Here is a 19,598-nt window from a genome sequence, read left to right as displayed (position 1 = left end):
TAAACGGACAGTTGTCCGGGTAGGTTCATGCAGTAGCGGACGCTTGTCCGGTTGGGTCCACCATAGCGGCGGTCGCGGTCGACGGGGTGGTCGGTGACTCTCTGCCGCCCCACCCTTGCCGGCCACCTGCGTATTCCCGTGCCATCAGTGCCATCCTCGCCGCGTCCGCTGGATCCTCCGCTGTCCGCTGATTGACGGCATATGTCTGAAGTATTGGGTTTCTCTCTGTTGTCTGCCCTCGGTCGCTGTTTGCTCGCCTGCCCTCGTCACGATCCATGACCCTTCAACGCTTGCCTCTAGTCGACTCCAACTGTCCAGACTTTGTTCGACGTGTTCCGGATCCGCGAAAGAAGGCTGACCATGGCCCCAGCCCCCTCGTCGACGTACAGCACCATCACCTTGAACATCAACGGCGAGGACTGCACGCTGTCCGTCGACCATCGCACCACGCTGCTTGACGCCCTACGTGAGCGGCTCTCTCTCACCGGCCCCAAGAAGGGCTGTGACCAGGGACAATGCGGGGCCTGCACGGTTCTGCTCGAAGGACGCCGAGTGGTCTCCTGCCTCCAGCTGGCGATGGCCGCCGAGGGGCGTGCGATCACCACCGTCGAAGGGGTCGCCGACGGGGAGCGGCTGCACGCCGTGCAGCAGGCGTTCCTGGACTTCGACGGGTACCAGTGCGGTTACTGCACCCCGGGCCAGATCTGCTCGGCCGTCGCGGTGCTGGAAGAGCACGCCGCGGGCTGGCCGAGCGCCGTCACCGACGACCTCCGGCCGGAGGCGGGACCACCACCCCTGACCCCCGAGGAGATCCGGGAGCGGATGAGCGGCAACCTCTGCCGCTGCGCCGCCTACCCGTCGATCGTCAAGGCGGTCGCCCGGGCGGCCGAGGCCACCGCCGGTGCGGAGGCGGACACGGCACAGGGGACGACGACGAAGGTGGCGGAGGCGTCGGTATGAGGGAGTTCACCTATCAGCGCGCATCCGACGTGTCCGGCGCCCTCGCGCTGCTGGACGCCGACCCGGACGCACGCTTCCTCGGCGGTGGCACCAACCTCGTCGACCTGATGAAGACCGGGGTGGAACGGCCCGGCCGGCTCGTCGACGTCCGCGGTCTGCCCCTCGACCGGATCGAGGTGGCCGATGACGGGACCCTGCACATCGGTGCCACGGTCACCAACAGCGACCTCGCCGCCCACCCCGAAGTCCGCCGCCGCTACCCGGCACTGGCCCAGGCGGTGCTGGCCGGTGCCTCGGGGCAACTGCGCAACATGGCCACGGTCGGCGGGAACCTGCTCCAGCGCACCCGCTGCGGCTACTTCACCGACGTGACCAAGCCGTGCAACAAGCGCGTTCCCGGCAGCGGTTGCCCCGCCATCGAGGGCGAGCACCGCAACCACGCGGTGCTGGGCGCCTCCGACCACTGCGTGGCCGTCCACCCCTCGGACATGGGGGTGGCGCTGACCGCCTTCGACGCCGTCGTCTCGTACCGGTCGGCGGACGGGCCCGGCGAGCTGCCGCTCAGCGAGTTCTACCTGCCCGTCGGCGACACCCCGCACCTGGAGACCGCGCTGCCGCCCGGGGCGCTGATCACCGGCGTCAGCGTGCCGCCCGCGCCGGTCGCCGCCCTCTCGCGCTACCGCAAGGTACGCGAGCGTGCCTCCTACGCGTTCGCGATCGGCTCGCTGGCCGCCGCGATCGACGTCCGGGACGGCGCCGTGCACGAGGCGCGCCTGGCCTTCGGGGCGGTGGCGTCCCGGCCGTGGCGGGCCCACGCCGCCGAGCGCGCGCTGACCGGCGCCCCGGCCCACGCCGACTCCTTCGCCGCCGCCGCCGACGCCGAGCTGGCGGCCGCCCGGCCACTCCCCCAGAACGGATACAAGGTGACCCTGATGCGCAATCTCGTGGTGGCCGTGCTGACCGAACTCTGCGAGGAGGCCGCCCGATGACCACGACCACCGTCGCGACCACGACGACGAACCGCGCCGTCGGCACGTCGCACACCCGAGTGGAGGGCCGGGAGAAGGTCACCGGGACCGCCCGCTACGCAGGAGACATCCCGTACGCCGAGCTCGCCCACGGCTGGCTGGTGCTATCCACCGTGGCACGCGGCCGCGTCCGCGCCGTACGGACCGGTCCCGTCCTGGAGATGCCCGGCGTCCTGGCCGTGCTGCACCACGGGAACGCGCCCCACGTCGACGGCTCGTACACCACCATCCTCGGCAGCAAGCCGTACCCCACCGCCGTCGTCTTCCAGGACGACCGGGTGCCGCACATGGGCTGGCCGGTGGCGCTCGTCGTGGCGGAGACGTCCGAGCAGGCCCGGGAGGCCGCCGAGGCGCTCCAGGTGGACTACGTGGACTACGACGCGGAGCCGCACGAGGTCGAGTTCGACCCGCGGACCTCCGACGACTACGTGGGCGGCGCCCGCGACCTGGACGGGGAGACCAGCAAGGGGGACCTGGAGGCGGAGCTCGGCGCGTCCGCCGTCGTCGTGGACGAGGAGTACACCACCCCCGAAGAGCACCACAACCCGATGGAGCCGCACGCGGCGATGGCCCGCTGGGAGGGCGGTCGCCTCGAAGTCGTCGACTCCAACCAGGGCAGCATGTGGATCGCCGGGGAACTCGCCAAGCTGTTCTCGCTCGACCCCGCGGCGGTGCGGGTGCGCTCCGAACACATCGGCGGCGCCTTCGGGTGCAAGGGGGTCCGTACCCACCAGGTGGCCGCCGTGATGGCCGCGACGGTCCTCCAGCGCCCCGTCCGGGTGGTGCTGACGCGGCGTCAGATGTTCTCCATCGTGGGCTACCGGAGCCCCACGGCGCAGCGGATCAGGCTGGGTGCCGACGCCGACGGTCGGCTGCGTGCGCTGGAACACCGCTCCCTCAGCGTCACGTCGACCGTGCACGAGTTCGTCGAGGGGGCCTCGGCGCCGGCACGCGTGATGTACGACGCCGACGCGCACTACACGGTCAACCAGGTGATGCAGCGCGACGTGCCCACCCCGACCTTCATGCGGGCGCCGGGCGAGGCGCCGGGGTCGTTCGCGCTGGAGGCGGCGTTCGACGAGCTCGCCGAGCGGGCCGGCATCGACCCCATCGCGCTGCGCGCCCGCAACGACCCCAAGACCGGCCCGGTGTCCGGGATGCCGTTCAGCACCCGCAAGCTCATGGCCTGCTTCGAGGAGGGCGCCCGCAGGTTCGGCTGGGCGGACCGGGACCCGCGTCCCGGACAGCGTCGCGACGGGCGCTGGCTGCTCGGGACCGGCACCGCGGCCGCGTCCTTCCCGTCGGGGTCCGCCCCCTCCACGGCGGCGGTGACGGCGGAGCCGGACGGCACCTTCACCGTGCGGATCACGGCGTCGGACGTCGGCACCGGTGCGCGGACCGCGCTGACGCTCGTCGCGGCCGACGTGCTCGACGTGCCCTCGGACCGGGTGCGCGTCCGGATCGGGGACAGCGACTTCGGCCAGGCGTTCATCTCCGGCGGCTCCATGGGCACCCGCTCCTGGTCGTGGGCGGTCGAGACCGCCGCACGTGACCTGCGCGAGCAACTGGCCCTGGGCGGCGTCGTCCCACCGGAGGGCATCACGGCGCGCTCGGACACCGCCGACGCCATCGGCGCGCTCGCGGCACGCGAACGGCACACGTTCGGAGCGCAGTTCGCGGAGGTCGCCGTGGACGTCGGCACCGGCGAGGTACGGGTGCGCCGGATGCTCGGCATCTTCGCGGCCGGCCGTATCGTCAACCCGCTGACCGCGCGCAACCAGCTGGTCGGCGGGATGGCCTGGGGCATCTCCATGGCACTGCACGAGGAGGCGGCCAGGGACCCCGCCTTCGGCGGCCTGATCGGCGCCGACTTCGCCGGCTACCACATCGCCGCGCACGCCGACATCCCGAACATCGAGGCGGACTGGGTGGACGACACCGACCCGGACGACCCGGTCGGGATCAAGGGCGTCGGTGAGGTCGGCATCGTGGGCGCCGCGGCGGCCGTCGCCAACGCGGTGTGGCACGCCACCGGCGTACGGCACCGGAACCTGCCGATCAGGCCCGACCGCGTGCTGACGGCGGGCACGGGAGCACCCCGTGCTTGATCTGGCCGGGCAGCTGAGCCGCTGGGTCGAGGAGGGCCGGGCCTTCGCCGTGGCGACCGTGGTGGCCGTCCAGGGCAGCGCACCGCGCGACCCGGGCGCCTGCCTCGCCGTGGACGGCGCCGGCACGGCCATCGGCTCGGTCTCGGGCGGCTGCGTGGAGGGTGCCGTCTACGACCTGTGCGTCCAGGCGCTCGAGGACGGCCGGACGGTGCGCGAACAGTTCGGCTACAGCGACGAGGACGCGTTCGCCGTCGGGCTGACCTGCGGCGGCACCATCGACGTCCTGGTCACCCCGGTCGGCGCCGACGCGCCCGCCCGTGGGCTCCTCGCCGCCGCGCTGTCGGCCGCCGCCCAAGGCCGGGCGGCGGCCCTCGCCCGGGTCGCCGAAGGCCCCGCCGAACTGCTCGGCAGGGCACTGCTCGTGCACCCCGACGGTGCGTACGAGGGCAGCCTGGGCGGCGCCGCCGAGCTGGACCGCAAGGCGGCGGCCGACGTCGGGGCCCTGCTGGACACCGGCCGTACCGGCATGGTGGGGCTCGCGGCGGACGGCCGGCTCTGCCCCGACGGCTTCACCCTGTTCGTGGAGTCGCAGGTGCCACCGCCCCGCATGATCGTGTTCGGCGCGATCGACTTCGCCGCGGCGCTGGTACGCGCCGGCCGGTTCCTCGGCTACCACGTGACCGTGTGCGACGCCCGGCCCGTGTTCGCCACCCGGTCCCGATTCCCCGACGCGGACGACATCGTGGTCGACTGGCCGCACCGCTACCTGCGCAGCACCGAGACCGACGCGCGCACGGTGCTCTGCGTGCTCACCCATGACGCCAAGTTCGACGTGCCGCTCCTGGAAACGGCCCTGCGGATGCCGGTCGCGTTCGTCGGGGCGATGGGCTCGCGCCGCACCCACGCGGACCGCAACCGGCGGTTGCGAGCAGCCGGCGTCACCGATGCGGAGCTGGCCCGGCTGCGGTCACCCATCGGCCTGGACCTGGGCGCCCGTACTCCCGAGGAGACCGCCCTGTCCATCGCGGCGGAGATCGTCGCGGCCCGCCGCGGCGGCACCGGCGTCCCGCTGACCGGTTCGGACGCCCCCATCCACCGCGACACGGAGCGGCACGGACGGGGCGTCGCGGTCGCCTGAGTGCGTGCGGGGCGGCCTGGCCGGTCGGGCGGCTTGACCGGTCGCCCCGCACGGGCCCGCTGCGGTCGGCGGGTGCGCGGCGTGCCCTGCTACGTGCTGGCGAACGGTGCCGTGACCTGCCGGATGTGGTCGAGGGTGCCCCAGCGGTTGCCCTCGTGGGCGAGCGTGCTCAGCATCTCCCGCAGGTTCAGGATCCGCAGGCGGTCGCGCCAGCCGTCGCCGAGCGGGTGCACCTCGCGGTACGCGCCGAAGAACCGGTCCCGCTCGTCCGGGGTTGCGGCGGGAAGGAACATGCTCAGGTCGACGTCGGGCCACGTCCAGGAGACGGCGGGGTCGATGAAGGCGGGGTGCCCGCCGGCGGTCATCATCACGTTGCCGCGCCACAGGTCGCCGTGCGTGAGCACCGGTGGGGTCGGCGGCACCAGCTCCGGCAGCCGGTCGCAGATCCGCTCTATGGCCGCCCGGTCGGCGGCGGTGAGCGTCTCCTGCACCTGCGGCTCGGGCAGGTAGCGCAGGATGCGCCGGGTGGCGAAGAACTCGTGGCCGTCGTCGCACCAGGCGTTCTCCTGCGGCAGCAGCCCCAGCCAGCCGTCCTGCGGCCAGCCGTGCCGCTCGCCGCGTACGGTGTGCAGGGCGGCCACCGCGCGGCCGGCGGCCTCCCAGAAACCGGCCGGGACGTCCTCCAGCGGCCGGAGCTCCTTCATCATCAGCAGCCGGTCACTGACATGGCAGACCTCGGGCACGGCAAGGCCCCCGGTGCCACCCAGCACCGCAAGGCCCTCGGCCTCGCAACGGTAAAGGCCGTCGGGCGCCGCCGGAGCGTACTTGACCACTCGCCGGGTGCCGTCGCGCCAGGTCACCAGCGACACCGTGTTCACCACGCCGCCGGTGAGCACGTCGGCCTCGACCACGTCATCGTCGAGGCCATCGGCGCGCAGCCGGTCCCGCAACCCGTTCAGCACGGGTGCAGTATGCCGGGCCTCACGGCGCGTCCGACAGGGCACGCAGCCGGAGCGCGAGATGGAGTTCGAGTGCGCGCTCCGGCTGGTTCCAGTCGGGGCCGAGCAGGGTCTGGATCCGGTCCAGGCGCTGCACCACGGTGTTGACGTGGACGTGCAGCGTGTCCTTGGCGCGGGTGAGGACCTGCCCTGCGGTGAAGTAGGCGTCGAGGGTGCGCACCAGCTCGGTGCCGCGTTGCGCGTCGTACCGCAGCAGCGGGCCGAGGGTGGCGTCGACGAAGTCGCGTGCGTCCCGGCCGCCGCCCAGCACCACCCCGAGGAAGCCGAGTTCGGGCGTGCTGGCGCCCTCGCCCGTGCGCCCCAGCGCCGTCATGACGTGCAGGCAGCGGGAGGCCTCCGCATGGGCCGCGACCACCTCACCGGCACCGCTCGCCGGACCGGCGGCGGCCACGGTCACCGGTGCCGCGGCGAAGGTGCTCAGCCGGGCCGCCATCTCCCGGGCCACCGCCCCCGTGTCGACGACCGGTGCGAAGGACCCGGCGCCGGCCGTGTCGTCGCCGGCCGGGTCCGGTTCGGCCGGCAGCAGCAGCACCAGCGTGCCGCGGTACTCGGTGCCGACCCCGCCGGGACGGCCGGCGGCGAAGCCCGAGACGGCGGCCGCGGTGAGCCGTTCGCGTGCCGGCTGCGCCGCCTGGGCGACCAGTACGAGATGCGGGCGCCGAAGGTCGATGCCGAGCCGGCGGCCCCGTTCCATCAGGCCGGTGGCGTCCTGGTCGGGGGTGTCGAGGAGGTCGGCGACGAAGTTCCCGCGCAGCCGGTTCTCGGTCTCGGCGGCCCTGCGGCGCAGCAGGAGCAGCAGCCCGGTGACGACGGCGGCACGCTCGAAGAGCCGGCGGTCGGCGTCCTGGAGCGGACGGCCGGCGTGCAGGACGAGGGTGGCCAGCAGCTCCTGCCCGGCCAGCACCGCGCAGACCCATCCCGTGCCGCGCTGCACCGCGCGTGCCGCGGCCCGTGACTCCTCAGCGGCGGCGGACAGCTCGTCGGCGGCGAACAGCCCGTGTGCGGTGCGGGGTTCCTCCGTCGGGAAGCCTTCTGCCGGGCGCGACGGCGGGCCGCTTGCCGCGGAGGGCCCTGCGGAGGCCGGGGGTTTTGCCGCGGTGGAGGGTTCCGCTGCCGGGTACCTGCGCTCGGCCGCGTACCGCTGCGACGGTGACGTGTCGTGTGCGGCGTACCCGCTCTCCGGGTCGGCGGGGGCCCTGGTGACGGGGCGGTCCGGGAACGGGCGGCCGTCCCGGTCGTTCCCGGCCAGCAGGGCACCGGCCGGATCGTGCAGGGTGATCGGGGCGTCCAGCAGGGTGGCCAGGGCGGTCGCGACATCGGGCAGGTCCCCGCCGCGCAGGACCAGGTCGGTGAGCCGGTCATGGGCCTCTTCGGCGCGCCGCAGGGCGGCGGCGTTCTCGCGGATGGTGCGGTTGGCCGACTCCAGTTCCCGCAGGGCGTGCCGGGTCTCGGCCACCGTGCTGGCGTTGTCGATGGCGATCGCCGCATGGGCGGCCAGGGAGAGCAGCAACGCGATCTCGTCCTGGCTGAACGCGCGGGGCGCACGGTCGGCCGCGAACAGCACGCCGATGACCTTCCCGGCGGCGCCCCTGCGGGAGCCCAGCAGGAGGGGCACCCCCAGGATGGCGACCAGTCCCTCGTCCAGGACGCCCGCGTCGATGGTCCCGGTGTGCCTGAAGCGGACGTCGGTGCGGTAGTCCGGGGTCGCGTACGGCCTTGCGGTCTGGGCGACGAGACCGCCGAGCCCGTCGCCGAGGCTGAGCCGCAGCCGCTGGAAGAGCGGGGATATGGAGCCGTCCGTCACCCGCATGTAGGTGTCGCCCGCCTCCTCGTCCGGCAGGGTCAGGTAGGCGGTGTCGGTGCGCAGCAGGCTGCGGGCCCGCCGCACGATGGCCCGCAGCACGGTGTCCAGGTCGGTGGAGGCGGCGAGGTCGCCCGCGGTGTCGAACAGTGCGGCCAGCTCCAGCTCGCGTCTGCGGTGCTGGTGGAGCGAGCTACGGATGCGCAGCGCGGCCTCGGCCGCCTCCTCCACCTGGCGCAACTCCGCCGCCCCGACCTGCTGCGCCCGGGCCTCCGAGACGACGGCGCTCAGCGCCTCCGCGGGCGCGCCGGCGTCCAGCAGGTCCAGCAGTCGTCTCAGGTGCGGTGCGGCGGACGGGGGTCGTGGCATGGCGGCTACTCGGGTCGGGCAGGGCGGGCGGATGGGCGTGCCCTCCCCGGCCCGCGCGGCGGGTGGGGAGGGCGGGTACGCGTCGATGGGGCGCAGACGCGACCACTCTAGGTGCCCCTCACCTGGCGGGGCACCTCGTGGCGCCCTGGACGGGCCCCTCATCCGGTGGCCCGCGCGGACCGCACGGCCGGCGCGGCTCTCAGGCAGAGGGAGCCGGCGCGGCTCTCACGCAGAGGGCTCGACGGCGCTCTCGTGCACTGCGGCCGGCGCGTGCCGCCCCGCGTCGTGTTCCGGCGCGACGGCGGCCAGGTCGCTTCCCCGGGTCTCCCGTCCGGCGAGCACCGCGATGATGGTGATCACGGCCGCAGCGGCCACGTACAGGGAGATCGTCCCCGAGCCGTGCGTCGAGCCGAGCAGGGCGGTGGCGATCAGGGGTGCCGGGGCACCGGCGGCCACCGAGGAGAGCTGCGCCCCGATGGACGCCCCCGAGTAGCGCATCCTGGTCGCGAACAGCTCGGAGAAGAAGGCCGCCTGCGGCGCGTACATGGCGCTGTGGAAGATCAGGCCCACGGTGACGGCGGTGATCAGGGCCGCGTACGACCTGGTGTCCGCGAGCGCGAAGAACGCCCAGACCCAGGCGCCGGTGCCGACGGCACCGAAGAGGTAGACGGGCTTGCGGCCGATCCGGTCGGAGAGCGCACCGAAGACGGGGATCAGGCAGAACTGGATGGCCGAGCCGATGAGCACCGCGTTCAGCGCGGTCTGCTTCGGCATCTCCAGGTGGTCGACGCAGTACACCAGGACGAACGCGGTGATGATGTAGTACGAGATGTTCTCCGCCATCCGTGCGCCCATGGCGACCAGGATGTCCCTCCAGTGCAGGCGTATGACGTCGAGGAACGGCGGCCGTTCGGCACGCTCCTTGGCCTTGCGCGCTTCCGCCTGGGCGAGCGCGGCCTTGAAGAGCGGCGACTCGTCGACGCTCAGCCGGATCCAGAGCCCGATGCCCACCAGTACCGCGGACACCAGGAACGCCACCCGCCAGCCCCATGACTCGAAGGCCGCCGAACTGATGTTGCCGGTCAGCAGGGAGAGCACGCCGACGGCCAGCAGGTTGCCGGCCGGCGCACCGCCCTGCGGCCAGGACGCCCAGAAGCCCCGACGACGCGCATCGCCGTGCTCCGAGACGAGCAGCACGGCGCCGCCCCACTCACCGCCGAGCGCGAAGCCCTGGATGAGCCGCAGCAGGGTCAGGATGATGGGAGCGGCCACGCCGATCGTGTGGTAGTCCGGCACGCAGCCGATCAGAACGGTCGAGCCACCCATCATCATCAGGCTGGTGACCAGCAGTTTCTTCCGGCCGATCCGGTCCCCGAAGTGCCCGAAGACAACCGCGCCCAGCGGCCGGGCGGCAAAGCCGATGGCATAGGTGAGGAAGGACAGCAGGGTGCCGGTGAGCGGGTCGGAGTCGGGGAAGAACACCTTGCCGAACACCAGGGCGGCGGCGGAGCCGTAGAGGAAGTAGTCGTACCACTCGACGGTGGTGCCGATCAGGCTCGCGGCGACGATGCGCTTCAGCCGCGGCGGGGTGGCGGGAGCCGCGCCGTGCGGGCTCGATGAGGTAGGGGCAGTCACGAGGCATCACCTTGCGAGCGATCGGAGGCGGACGGACACCGGCGCCGGGACAGCGCCGGGGGGCGCCGGTGGGCCGGGGGAGGGGAGTGGACGGCGGTGCGGGCCGGTGGGGAGCAGCCGTGGGTGTCGGGAGAGTGCGAGCGGAAAGTCGTCGTGCGGTTACTTCGCGTGGCGGCGCGTGGTCGTGCGGCGACAGGGCGGCGGGGGTCCGGCGGTGGGGCGGGCGGTCGGCCGGGTGTCGGTGGACGGCCGGCGGGTGTCGGTGGACGGTCCGTGAGCTGCCGCGGGTGGGTCAGTGGGCGGTCCAGCCGCCGTCGAGGACGAGGTCGGCGCCGGTGACGTACGCGGTGCCGGGGCCGCACAACCACACCACGGTGCGGGCCACTTCCTCGGGTTCGATCAGCCGCTTGATGGCGGGGCGCTCCAGCAGCACGGTGCTCACCACCTCGCTCTCCGGGATGCCGTGCACCTCGGCCTGCCGGGCGATCTGCCGCTCGACCAGCGGGGTGCGGACATAGGCGGGGTTCACGCAGTTGCTGGTCACGCCGTGCGGGGCGCCCTCCAGGGCCACGACCTTGCTGAGCCCTTCCAGGGCGTGCTTGGCCGCGACGTAGGCGCTCTTGTACGGGCTGGCCCGCAGGCCGTGCACGGAGGAGATGTTGACCACCCGGCCCCAGCCGCGTTCGTACATGCCGGGCAGGGTGCGGTGCAGGATCCGGAAGGGCGCCTCGACCATGATGCGCTGCATGGTGGCGAACGTGTCCGGGTCCAGTTCGTGCACCGGTGCCACCCGTTGCAGGCCCGCGTTGTTCACCACGATGTCCGCGTCCGCCGGAAGGCCGTCGACGGCCGCCGGGTCGGACAGGTCGGCCGGGTACGCGGTGCCGCCCACCTCGGAGGCGACCTTCTCGGCGCCCTCCGCGTCGACGTCCACCACCTGCACGTGCGCACCCTCGGCCGCGAGCGCGACCGCGCAGGCCCTTCCGATGCCGCTGGCGGCACCCGTGACCATGGCCGTCCGGCCGCCCAGCAGGCCGTCGGCGGTGGCGCTGGATGTCTGCCGCGTGCCGACGGCCGGGGCCGGCGACGGCTCATTCGTACGCTCCATGGGCGTCACCGTAGAAGCGCGCGGTGGGACGGCCCTATGGTGCCGTCCCACACAAAGCGTCGGAGGCAGGTGGCCTTCGACGCCATGACACGACGAATACGTCGTCGGTGCCTGTATCGGTGCCTGTATCGGGTGCTTGTGCCTCTGCCTCTGCCTGTGCCTCTGCCTGTGCCTGTGTCCGTGTCGACGGCGTACCGTTGCGCGCGGACGTCCACTCGGGCCGCGCGCCGCTCGCCCGTGCGCCGTCATCCGCGTACCCTGCGGGACACCGTCCCCCGCCCATCGCCGGTGCGCCGCGGCGAAGTTGGCCGGTGCACCGCCGATGGCGCCGCGCCCCATGCCGTGGCCTGACAGGGTGTGAGTTCGCCACATAGGCGCGGCCCTTGGCCGGACGTACCTTCTCCCTCACGGACGACGGCGGCTGCGTATCGCCCCACCACCGGCCGTCGGCACCGCCGGCTGCCCGCAGCGCGCCGTCCTGACCCCACAACGGTCCGGGAGCCCCCATGAGACTGTCGTTCTCCCCTGCCCCGCCACGCCCGCTCGCCTGGCCACGCCGGCTCGCCGCGGCGTGCGTCCTGGCCCTGCTGGCGGCGCTGGCCAATCTGACCGGCCCGCTGGCACGGCCCGCCGCCGCACAGTCCGACCTGCAAGCCGGCCTGCAACAGGTCACCAGCTTCGGCTCCAACCCCGGCAATCTCTCGATGTACATCTACGTACCGGACGGCCTGCCGGCCGGTGCACCGCTCGTCGTGGCGCTGCACGGCTGTACCCAGAGCGCGAACGACTACTACAGCCACTCGGGTTGGCCGCAGCTGGCCGACCGCTGGCAGTTCGCCGTGGTCTTCCCCCAGACGTCGTCCGCGAACAACATCCAGTCCTGCTTCCAGTGGTTCGACTCCACCAAGGACACCCGGGGCAAGGGTGAGGCCGCCTCGATCGCCAGCATGGTCGACAAGGCCGCGACCGACCACTCCTCCGACCGCTCCCGGATCTTCGTCACCGGGCTCTCGGCCGGCGCCGGCATGACCGCCGACCTGCTCGCCGACTACCCCGACGTGTTCGCCGGCGGCTCCATCGCCTCCGGGCTGCCCGCCCAGTGCGCCACCACCCTGACGGCCGCCAGCGGCTGCCAGCTCAACGACCAGAAGCTCAGCCCCGCGGCGTGGGGCGACAAGGTCCGCGCCTCCGACCCGGGCTACCAGGGACCCTGGCCCCGGGTCGCGATCTGGCACGGCACCTCCGACTACACCGTGGCACCCGTCAACGGCACGGAACTGCGGGACCAGTGGACCAACGTGTGGGGCATCAGCCAGACCCCCAGCGCCACGCAGAGCCTGCCGGGCAACACCACGGAGACCCTCTACAACGACCCGTCCGGCGCCGCCGCCGTCGCCCTGTTCTCCATCTCGGGCATGGGCCACGGCCTCGCCGTCGACCCCGGCAGCGGCGACACCCAGTGCGGCAGCACCGGCGCCTACTACCTGGACACCATCTGCTCCAGCTACTACACCGGCCTGTTCTGGGGCCTGGACGGCAACGCGCCGGGCGACGGGGGCGGCGGCACCCTCCCGGCTCCCACCGGCCTCACCGTCACCGGCACCACCGACACCTCCGTCACCCTGAACTGGTCGGCGGTCAGCGGCGCAAGCTCCTACACGGTGTACCGCAACGGGACCGCGGTCGGCACCACCACCGGCACCTCACGCACCGACACCGGCCTGACCCCCGCCACCTCCTACCGCTACACGGTCGCGGCGGCCGACTCCTCCGGCGCCGTCGGCGTCACCTCGGCCGCCGTGACGGCGACCACCACCGGGTCCGCCGCCGCCTGCTTCACGGCCAGCAACTACGCCCACGTCGCGGCCGGCCGCGCCCACACCACGGGCGGGCACGCCTACGCGAACGGCTCCGAGCAGGACCTCGGCCTGTACAACACCTTCACCACCCACACGCTCAAGCAGACCGCATCCAACTACTACGTCATCGCCGACGGCACCTGCTGAGACGTCCTCACGACGTCTTCGGGGCCGACCGTCCAGAGGGGCGCGCGGCCGCCAGACCGCCGTCCGGCAGCCGTGTCGCCGTTCGCCCCGTGCACCGATCCTGGAGGACCCCCATGCGTCCGCGCCTGCGCGACCTCACTCTCGCCGCCCTGGTCCTGGCCGCCTCCGCGCTGGCGCCCGCACCCGCGCTCGGGCAGGACCCACCGCCATCGGCCACCTCCTGCCCGGGGGCGGCCCGGGTCAGCGTGCCCGGTGCCGAGCGGCAACAGGCCGCCTGCCTGCCGGACATGACCACCGCGGCCCTGGCCGGCACGCCCTACACCGACACCGCCGACCAGGCGGGCCTGGCGGCGCAGGGCACGCACAACCCGACCGGGGCGCCGGGCGTGCAGATCGACGGCTACTTCCCCGACACCTCGCACACCAACCCCGAGCACGGCTGGAACCACGACGCGCAGTTCGTGATCCGGCTGCCCGACCACTGGAACGGCGGCCTGGTCGTCACCGGCGCCCCCGGCAACCGCAAGCAGTACTCCACCGACGCCCTCATCTCCGACCAGGTGGTGGCCGCGGGATACGCCTACGCCGCCACCGACAAGGGCAACACGGGGCCCGACTTCTACCGTGACGGCCGCCGGCCGGGCGACGCGCTCGCCGAATGGAACGCCCGCACCACCCAACTCACCCGTGCCGCCCAACGCGTCGTCCACCAGCGCTACGGCACGACACCGCGCCGTACCTACATGACCGGCATCTCCAACGGCGGCTACCTGACCCGCTGGCAGCTGGAACACCAACCGCGCCTCTACGACGGCGGCGTGGACTGGGAGGGCACCCTGTGGACCGCCCGGGGGCCGAACCCGCTGACCGTGCTGCCGACCGCCGTCGCCTACGGCAGCGGCGCAGCCACCCCGTCGGACATGTACGCGGCCGGGTTCGCGCCCGGATCCGAGTTCCTGTGGCCCTACCACCAGAGCGCCTACTGGGGGCTGACGCAGAAGGTCTACCGCGCCGTGTTCGACCCCGGTTACGACCCGGACTGCCCCGGTGCCTCGGCCGGCTCCAGCACCGCGGAGATCCTGGCGCCCTGTGCCTCGGACGCCCGCTACGACTACGCACGGCGCCCGGCCGCCGTGCACGCCGCGGTGGCCCGGGTGGGCCTGACCGGCGCCATCGAACGGCCGCTCCTCACCCTGCACGGCGACCTGGACACGCTGCTGCCGATCGCCACCGACTCGGCCGTCTACGACCGCATGGTGCGGGCCGCCGGAAGCGGCGCCCTGCACCGCTTCTACACCGTGGCGGGCGGCAACCACGTCGACGGGCTCCACGACTCGTTCCCGGACCGGGTACGTCCCATGCTGCCCTGTTACCGCTCGGCCTTCGCCGCGCTCACCGCATGGGTGGAGCACCACACGCCGCCGCCGTCGGACCGCGTCGTGCGCCCCGTCCCCGGCACCGACTCCGTCAACACCTGCCCCCTGCGCTGAGCGGCTCGCCCGGCCCGGACCCCGACCGGCGCCGGAGACGACACTTGCCGGGGCCGCGTTCCGCGATCAGGACGCGGCCCCGGCCATCAGGGCGCGGTTGCGCTCCTGGAGGCCGCGCGGCATACGCCCGACCAGGTCCGTGAGGGTCACCGCGCGCAGCGTGGCCCGCCAGGCGTCGTAGGCCTCGCTCATCACGCTGCTGACCCCGCAGGGGCGTGTGCACTGCTCCGGCCTGAGCGCGCCGGTGCCGCGCTGCCGGATCTCCTGGCAGACGAACGGCTCCCCCGAGCCCTCGATGGCGTCGACTACGTCCAGCATCGTGATCCGCTCTGCGGCGCGTGCCAACCGGTAGCCGCCCCGCGGACCCGTCGTGGCATGCAGGATGCCGGCCCGCGTCATGGCCTGGAGGTGCTTGGCGAGATAGGTGTCGGGCAGGCCGTAGTGCGCGGCGAGACCCTCCCGCCGGACCGACGTTCCCTCGGGCGCCAGCGCCAGCAACGTGGCACAGTGCACGCCCCACTCCACCCCTTGAGACAGCTTCATGAGGCCATTCTCCTATTGCGGACATTGAATGTCCGTGATAACTGTATCTAGGCATCTCGTCAATCGCAGTCACGGGGGAGGGGAGCGGTGTGCCGCAGCGAGGACCACGCACAGCTTCAGGCCGGGGAGCACGTCGACGCGCACCGGGAGACCCGACGGCGCCCGCGCCGCAACGCCCCGTGCCACGACCGGGCACGGTGCTCGCGGTGCTGCTGTCGGGCTGGTTCCTGACCCAGTTCGACTTCTTCGTGGTGAACGTCGCCGCCGACACCTTCCGGCGCGGGCTCGGCGCGGGGCCGGCCGAGCTGGAGCTGATCGTCGGCGGCTATGCGTTCAGCTACGCCGCCGGGATGATCACCGGCGGCCGGCTGGGCGACCGGTTCGGGCACCGTCGGGTGTTCGTGGCCGGCGTCCTCGCGTTCACCGCGGCCTCGCTGCTGTGCGGCGTGGCGCAGGTCCCCTTCGCCCTGGTCGTCGCCCGGCTGCTCCAGGGGCTCGCCGGCGCCCTGATGGTGCCGCAGGTCCTGGCACTGATCACCGCCGTCTTCCCGCCGCACGCCAGGGGGCGGGCGCTGGGCTGGTACGGGGCCGTGGGCGGGCTCGGCTCGATCGCCGGGCAGGTACTGGGCGGGCTGCTGCTGGACGCCGACGTCCTCGGGCTCGGTTGGCGGGTGATCTTCCTGGTGAACGTGCCCGTGGGCGGCGTCGCCGCGGTCCTGGCCGCCCGGCTGCTGCCCGAGCCCGGGACGGCGCGCGGCCGGGCGGACGGCCAGGACCCGGTCGGGGCGGTGGGGCTCGCCGCCGGTCTCGCGCTGCTGCTTCTGCCGCTGGTGCTGGGGCGTGAGCAGGGCTGGCCGGCCTGGACCTGGATCAGCATGGTCACGGGCGCCGTGCTGGTGGGTCTCGTCGCACGGTGGCAGCGGCGCCTGGCCGCCCACGGTGGCGCGCCGGTGCTGGACGTGACGCTCTTCCGGTCGCGCTCCTACCTCGCCGGGATCGGGGCCGTCATCGCGTTCATGCTGTTCTTCGCCTCGTTCATGTTCACCCTGTCCCTGCTGTTGCAGGGCGGGCTCGGCCTCGGCGCGCTCCAGGCCGGGCTGGTGTTCGCGCCGATGGGCGTGCTGTTCTCCGTCACCGCGTTGCTCGGCCCCCGCCTCGTCGAACGGTACGGGCCGCTGGTCACCGTGTACGGCTGCGGGATCGTCGCCCTGGGCCTGCTCCTGCTCGCGCTGCGGCTGGACGTCGCCGGCGGTCGGGTCGGGACGGGCTGGATCGTCGTCGCCCTGGCGCTGGTCGGGCTCGGCGACGGCCTGGTGCTGCCCCGTCTGATCGGCATCGCGCTGACGGACGTCAGACCGGGGCGGGCGGGCGTCGGCGCGGCCGTGCTCTCCACCGCCCAGCAGTTCGCGGGCGCGGCCGGGGTGGCCGTGCTCGGCACCGTCTACTTCGCCGCGGCGGGACCGGGCGGGGACGCCGTCCGGGGGATGCAGCGGACCGTACCGCTCGACATCGTCCTCATCGCCGTGGTGGCCCTGCTGGTCGCCCGCCTCACCGGTACCGCCCGTCGACGGCGCCGTCCCTCGGACGACCGGAACCCGTGACGAGTGGCATGGCTTTCCCGCTCTGTCAGCCGTTCGCTCATCGGTTCACGCGATGGTGCGATCATGTGCCCCTGTGCGGATGCCCGCGATGGCCCCGGGTAGCCCCGGCGCATGACGCAGCCGTTCACCCTGCCGCACTTCTACATGCCGTATCCCGCCCGCCTGAATCCGCACCTCGACCGGGCACGCGTGCACGCCCGGGCGTGGGCGCGCGAGATGGGCATGCTGGAAGGCTCCGGCATCTGGGAACAGGCCGACCTCGACGCGCACGACTACGCGTTGCTGTGTGCCTACACCCACCCGGACTGCGACGGCCCCGCCCTTTCGCTGATCACCGACTGGTACGTGTGGGTGTTCTTCTTCGACGACCACTTCCTGGAGACGTTCAAGCGCACCCGGGACCGGGTGGGCGGCAAGGCGTACCTGGACCGGCTGCCGCTGTTCATGCCGATGGCCGGCGGGGCACCGGTGCCCGCGCCGGCCAACCCGGTGGAGGCGGGCCTGGCCGACCTGTGGGCGCGCACGGTGCCGGCCATGTCGCGGGCCTGGCGGGAACGTTTCGCGCTGAGCACCGAGAACCTGTTGAACGAGTCCCTCTGGGAGCTGTCCAACATGGGCGAGGGCCGGATCGCCAACCCGGTCGAGTACATCGAGATGCGCCGCAAGGTCGGTGGTGCCCCCTGGTCGGCAGGGCTGGTCGAGTACGCCACCGCCGAGGTGCCCGCACGGGTGGCACGGTCACGTCCGCTGCGGGTGTTGATGGAGACCTTCGCTGACGCCGTCCACCTGCGCAACGACCTCTTCTCCTACCAGCGCGAGGTGGAGGACGAGGGCGAGCTGAGCAATGGCGTGCTGGTCCTGGAGACCTTCTTCGGCTGCACCACCCAGGAGGCCGCCGACGCGGTCAACGACATCCTCACCGCCCGGCTGCACCAGTTCGAGCACACCGCCTTCACCGAGGTCCCCGCGCTCGTCGCCGAGCAAGGCCTCACCCCAAGGGAACTGGCCACCGTCGCCGCGTACACCAAGGGCCTACAGGACTGGCAGTCCGGCGGCCACGAATGGCACCTGCGCTCCAGCCGGTACATGAACGAGGGCGCGCTCGCCACCACCCCGCTCGGCGGCCCGAAGGGCCTGGGCACCGCCACCGCCGACGTGCCCGCACTGCTCACCGCGGTCGGAGCCGAGCGGCTGCGCCGCTACGCGCACACGCCCTTCAAGCGGGTCGGCCCGTTGCGGGAGCCGGACCTCGCCCTGCCGTACCGGCTCACGCTCAACCCCCACCTGCCGGGCGCGCGGCACCGGGCGGCCGCCTGGTCCGAGCGCATGGGCCTGCTCGGCGAAGGCGTCTGGGACGAGGGCAGGCTGGCGGCGTACGACCTCACGCTCTGTGCCGCCGGCATCCACCCGGACGCCACCGAGGACGAACTCGACCTCAGCTCCGCCTGGCTCGTCTGGGGCACCTACGGCGACGACTACTACCCGCTGGTCTTCGGGCCCAGCCGCGACCTGCCGGCCGCCCGGCTGTGCACGGAGCGACTGCTGGCCTGCATGCCGCTGGACGCGGGTGCCGCGGCACCGCCACCCGCGAACGCCCTGGAGCGCGGCCTGGTCGACCTGTGGCTGCGCACCACGGTCAGCATGGACACCGAAGCCCGCCGCACCGTGCGGGCCTCCGTCGACGTGATGCTTCAGGGCTGGTTGTGGGAGCTGTCCAACCAGGCGCAGCACCGCATCCCCGACCCGGTGGACTACATCGAGATGCGCCGGGCCACCTTCGGCTCCCAACTCACCATGAACCTGTGCCGCCTGGGCCACGGCCCGGCCGTCCCCCCGGAGGTCTACCGCACCGGACCGGTGCGCTCCCTGGAGAACTCCGCCGTCGACTACGCCTGCCTGCTCAACGACATCTTCTCGTACCGGAAGGAGATCGAGTACGCGGGCGAGATCCACAACGCCCTGCTGGTCGTGGAGAACTTCTTCGGCTGCGACACCGACCGGGCCCACACCATCGTGGCCGATCTGATGGCGCAGCGCATGCGGCAGTTCCAGCACGTGGTCGCGCACGAGTTCCCGGTGCTGTACGAGGACTTCGAGCTGTCCGACGAAGCGCGCGCCGCCCTGGACGGCTATGTGGCCCAGCTCCAGGACTGGATGGCGGGCATCCGCCACTGGCACCGGAACTGCCGTCGCTACTCCGAACCCGAGCTGGCCCGGCGCCGGATGGCACCGCCCGTGCCCGCGCTGCCGCTGCACGGCGCTCAGCGGGCGCTGCCGGGGGTCCCCCCAGGGTCGGCGAAGACGCCCGCCAGCATGCCGGTCGCCTGGCCCACCTCGATGAGGTAGCCGTCCGGGTCACGCAGGTAGCAGCGGATCTCGGCCTTGCGGTCGATCGGCGGGGTGAGGAACGTGGCGCCCTTGGCGCTCCAGTCCCGGTGACAGGCCGCGATGTCGGCGACCCGGATGTTGAGGAAGCTCGTCGCCGTCGTCGGATCGGTGGGCGGACGCAGGGTGACGTCCGGCTTGTCGGGGGTGGGGCCGCCACCGGGGTTCATGATGATCCAGGCGTTGGCGAGCTGCACGATGCACGGGTTCTCGTCCAGCACCACCTTCCCGCCGAGCACGTCGGCGTAGAAGGCCCGGGAGCGGGCGACGTCCGAGACCGTCAGGAAGTGGGTCAGCAGCATGCCGGTCTTCGGGACCGGCCAGTCCTCGGTGCGCATGGCGGGGGCTTCCCTGTCCTGTGTGTGCGGGCGGGCGGATGGTTCGGGGTCTTGCGGGGGCCGGCGGTT

At 73.0% G+C, this 19,598-nt stretch carries 14 protein-coding genes; 8 read left to right on the top strand and 6 right to left on the bottom strand.

Annotation, left to right across the window (positions count from 1 at the left end; genetic code table 11):
- Window positions 1–360: 360 nt before the first annotated feature.
- The 4 genes from NQO67_RS31420 to NQO67_RS31405 are packed head-to-tail and all read left to right on the top strand — an operon-like array spanning window position 361 to window position 5,234.
- A complete protein-coding gene (locus tag NQO67_RS31420) occupies window positions 361–960 on the top strand; it encodes a (2Fe-2S)-binding protein (RefSeq protein ID WP_255953728.1) in 600 nt (199 codons plus the stop codon).
- Window positions 957–1,949 carry an FAD binding domain-containing protein gene (locus NQO67_RS31415; protein WP_255953727.1) on the top strand — a complete coding sequence of 331 codons (993 nt, stop codon included), beginning with the start codon at window positions 957–959 and terminating at the stop codon, window positions 1,947–1,949. The genes NQO67_RS31420 and NQO67_RS31415 overlap by 4 nt, the downstream gene beginning before the upstream one ends.
- A complete protein-coding gene (locus NQO67_RS31410) occupies window positions 1,946–4,096 on the top strand; it encodes a xanthine dehydrogenase family protein molybdopterin-binding subunit (RefSeq protein ID WP_255953726.1) in 2,151 nt (716 codons plus the stop codon). Before NQO67_RS31415 ends, NQO67_RS31410 begins: the two co-directional genes overlap by 4 nt.
- Window positions 4,089–5,234, top strand: a complete 1,146-nt coding sequence (locus NQO67_RS31405) for an XdhC family protein (RefSeq protein ID WP_255953725.1) — start codon at window positions 4,089–4,091, stop codon at window positions 5,232–5,234. The genes NQO67_RS31410 and NQO67_RS31405 overlap by 8 nt, the downstream gene beginning before the upstream one ends.
- 89 nt (window positions 5,235–5,323) lie before the next feature.
- Here the strand turns inward: NQO67_RS31405 and NQO67_RS31400 are convergent, their stop codons facing one another.
- The 4 genes from NQO67_RS31400 to NQO67_RS31385 form a co-directional block, all read right to left on the bottom strand.
- On the bottom strand, window positions 5,324–6,196 hold the full coding sequence (locus tag NQO67_RS31400) for a fructosamine kinase family protein (protein ID WP_255953724.1): 873 nt from the start codon (window positions 6,194–6,196) through the stop codon (window positions 5,324–5,326).
- Between the two features lie 19 nt (window positions 6,197–6,215).
- Window positions 6,216–8,423 (bottom strand): helix-turn-helix domain-containing protein, encoded by a 2,208-nt coding sequence (locus NQO67_RS31395; protein ID WP_255953723.1) that lies wholly within the window; start codon window positions 8,421–8,423, stop codon window positions 6,216–6,218.
- A gap of 225 nt (window positions 8,424–8,648) precedes the next feature.
- On the bottom strand, window positions 8,649–10,058 hold the full coding sequence (locus NQO67_RS31390) for an MFS transporter (RefSeq protein ID WP_255953722.1): 1,410 nt from the start codon (window positions 10,056–10,058) through the stop codon (window positions 8,649–8,651).
- A gap of 292 nt (window positions 10,059–10,350) precedes the next feature.
- Window positions 10,351–11,166 carry an SDR family oxidoreductase gene (locus NQO67_RS31385; RefSeq protein ID WP_374119204.1) on the bottom strand — a complete coding sequence of 272 codons (816 nt, stop codon included), beginning with the start codon at window positions 11,164–11,166 and terminating at the stop codon, window positions 10,351–10,353.
- A 506-nt stretch (window positions 11,167–11,672) separates the two neighbouring features.
- Between NQO67_RS31385 and NQO67_RS31380 the strand changes: the two genes are divergently transcribed.
- Complete coding sequence (locus NQO67_RS31380; protein ID WP_255953721.1) at window positions 11,673–13,172, top strand: extracellular catalytic domain type 1 short-chain-length polyhydroxyalkanoate depolymerase; 1,500 nt, start codon at window positions 11,673–11,675, stop codon at window positions 13,170–13,172.
- A 113-nt stretch (window positions 13,173–13,285) separates the two neighbouring features.
- Window positions 13,286–14,662, top strand: a complete 1,377-nt coding sequence (locus NQO67_RS31375) for a tannase/feruloyl esterase family alpha/beta hydrolase (RefSeq protein ID WP_255953720.1) — start codon at window positions 13,286–13,288, stop codon at window positions 14,660–14,662.
- A gap of 66 nt (window positions 14,663–14,728) precedes the next feature.
- On the opposite strand, the gene NQO67_RS31370 is transcribed toward NQO67_RS31375, so the two are convergent.
- On the bottom strand, window positions 14,729–15,205 hold the full coding sequence (locus NQO67_RS31370) for an RrF2 family transcriptional regulator (RefSeq protein ID WP_255953719.1): 477 nt from the start codon (window positions 15,203–15,205) through the stop codon (window positions 14,729–14,731).
- Window positions 15,206–15,384: 179 nt separating this feature from the next.
- On the opposite strand from NQO67_RS31370, the gene NQO67_RS31365 reads away from it, so the two are divergent.
- On the top strand, window positions 15,385–16,806 hold the full coding sequence (locus tag NQO67_RS31365; RefSeq protein WP_255953718.1) for an MFS transporter: 1,422 nt from the start codon (window positions 15,385–15,387) through the stop codon (window positions 16,804–16,806).
- Window positions 16,807–16,917: 111 nt separating this feature from the next.
- Window positions 16,918–19,152, top strand: coding sequence for a germacradienol/geosmin synthase Cyc2 (gene cyc2 / locus NQO67_RS31360; protein WP_255953717.1), 2,235 nt, complete (start codon window positions 16,918–16,920; stop codon window positions 19,150–19,152).
- On the opposite strand, the gene NQO67_RS31355 is transcribed toward cyc2, so the two are convergent.
- Window positions 19,068–19,529 carry a VOC family protein gene (locus NQO67_RS31355; protein ID WP_255953716.1) on the bottom strand — a complete coding sequence of 154 codons (462 nt, stop codon included), beginning with the start codon at window positions 19,527–19,529 and terminating at the stop codon, window positions 19,068–19,070. The genes cyc2 and NQO67_RS31355 overlap by 85 nt on opposite strands.
- Between the last annotated feature and the right edge of the window lie 69 nt (window positions 19,530–19,598).

It is taken from the genome of Streptomyces odontomachi, from assembly GCF_024435355.1.
Classification (GTDB): domain Bacteria; phylum Actinomycetota; class Actinomycetes; order Streptomycetales; family Streptomycetaceae; genus Streptomyces; species Streptomyces odontomachi.
This window is presented reverse-complemented; position numbering and strand designations above follow the sequence as displayed.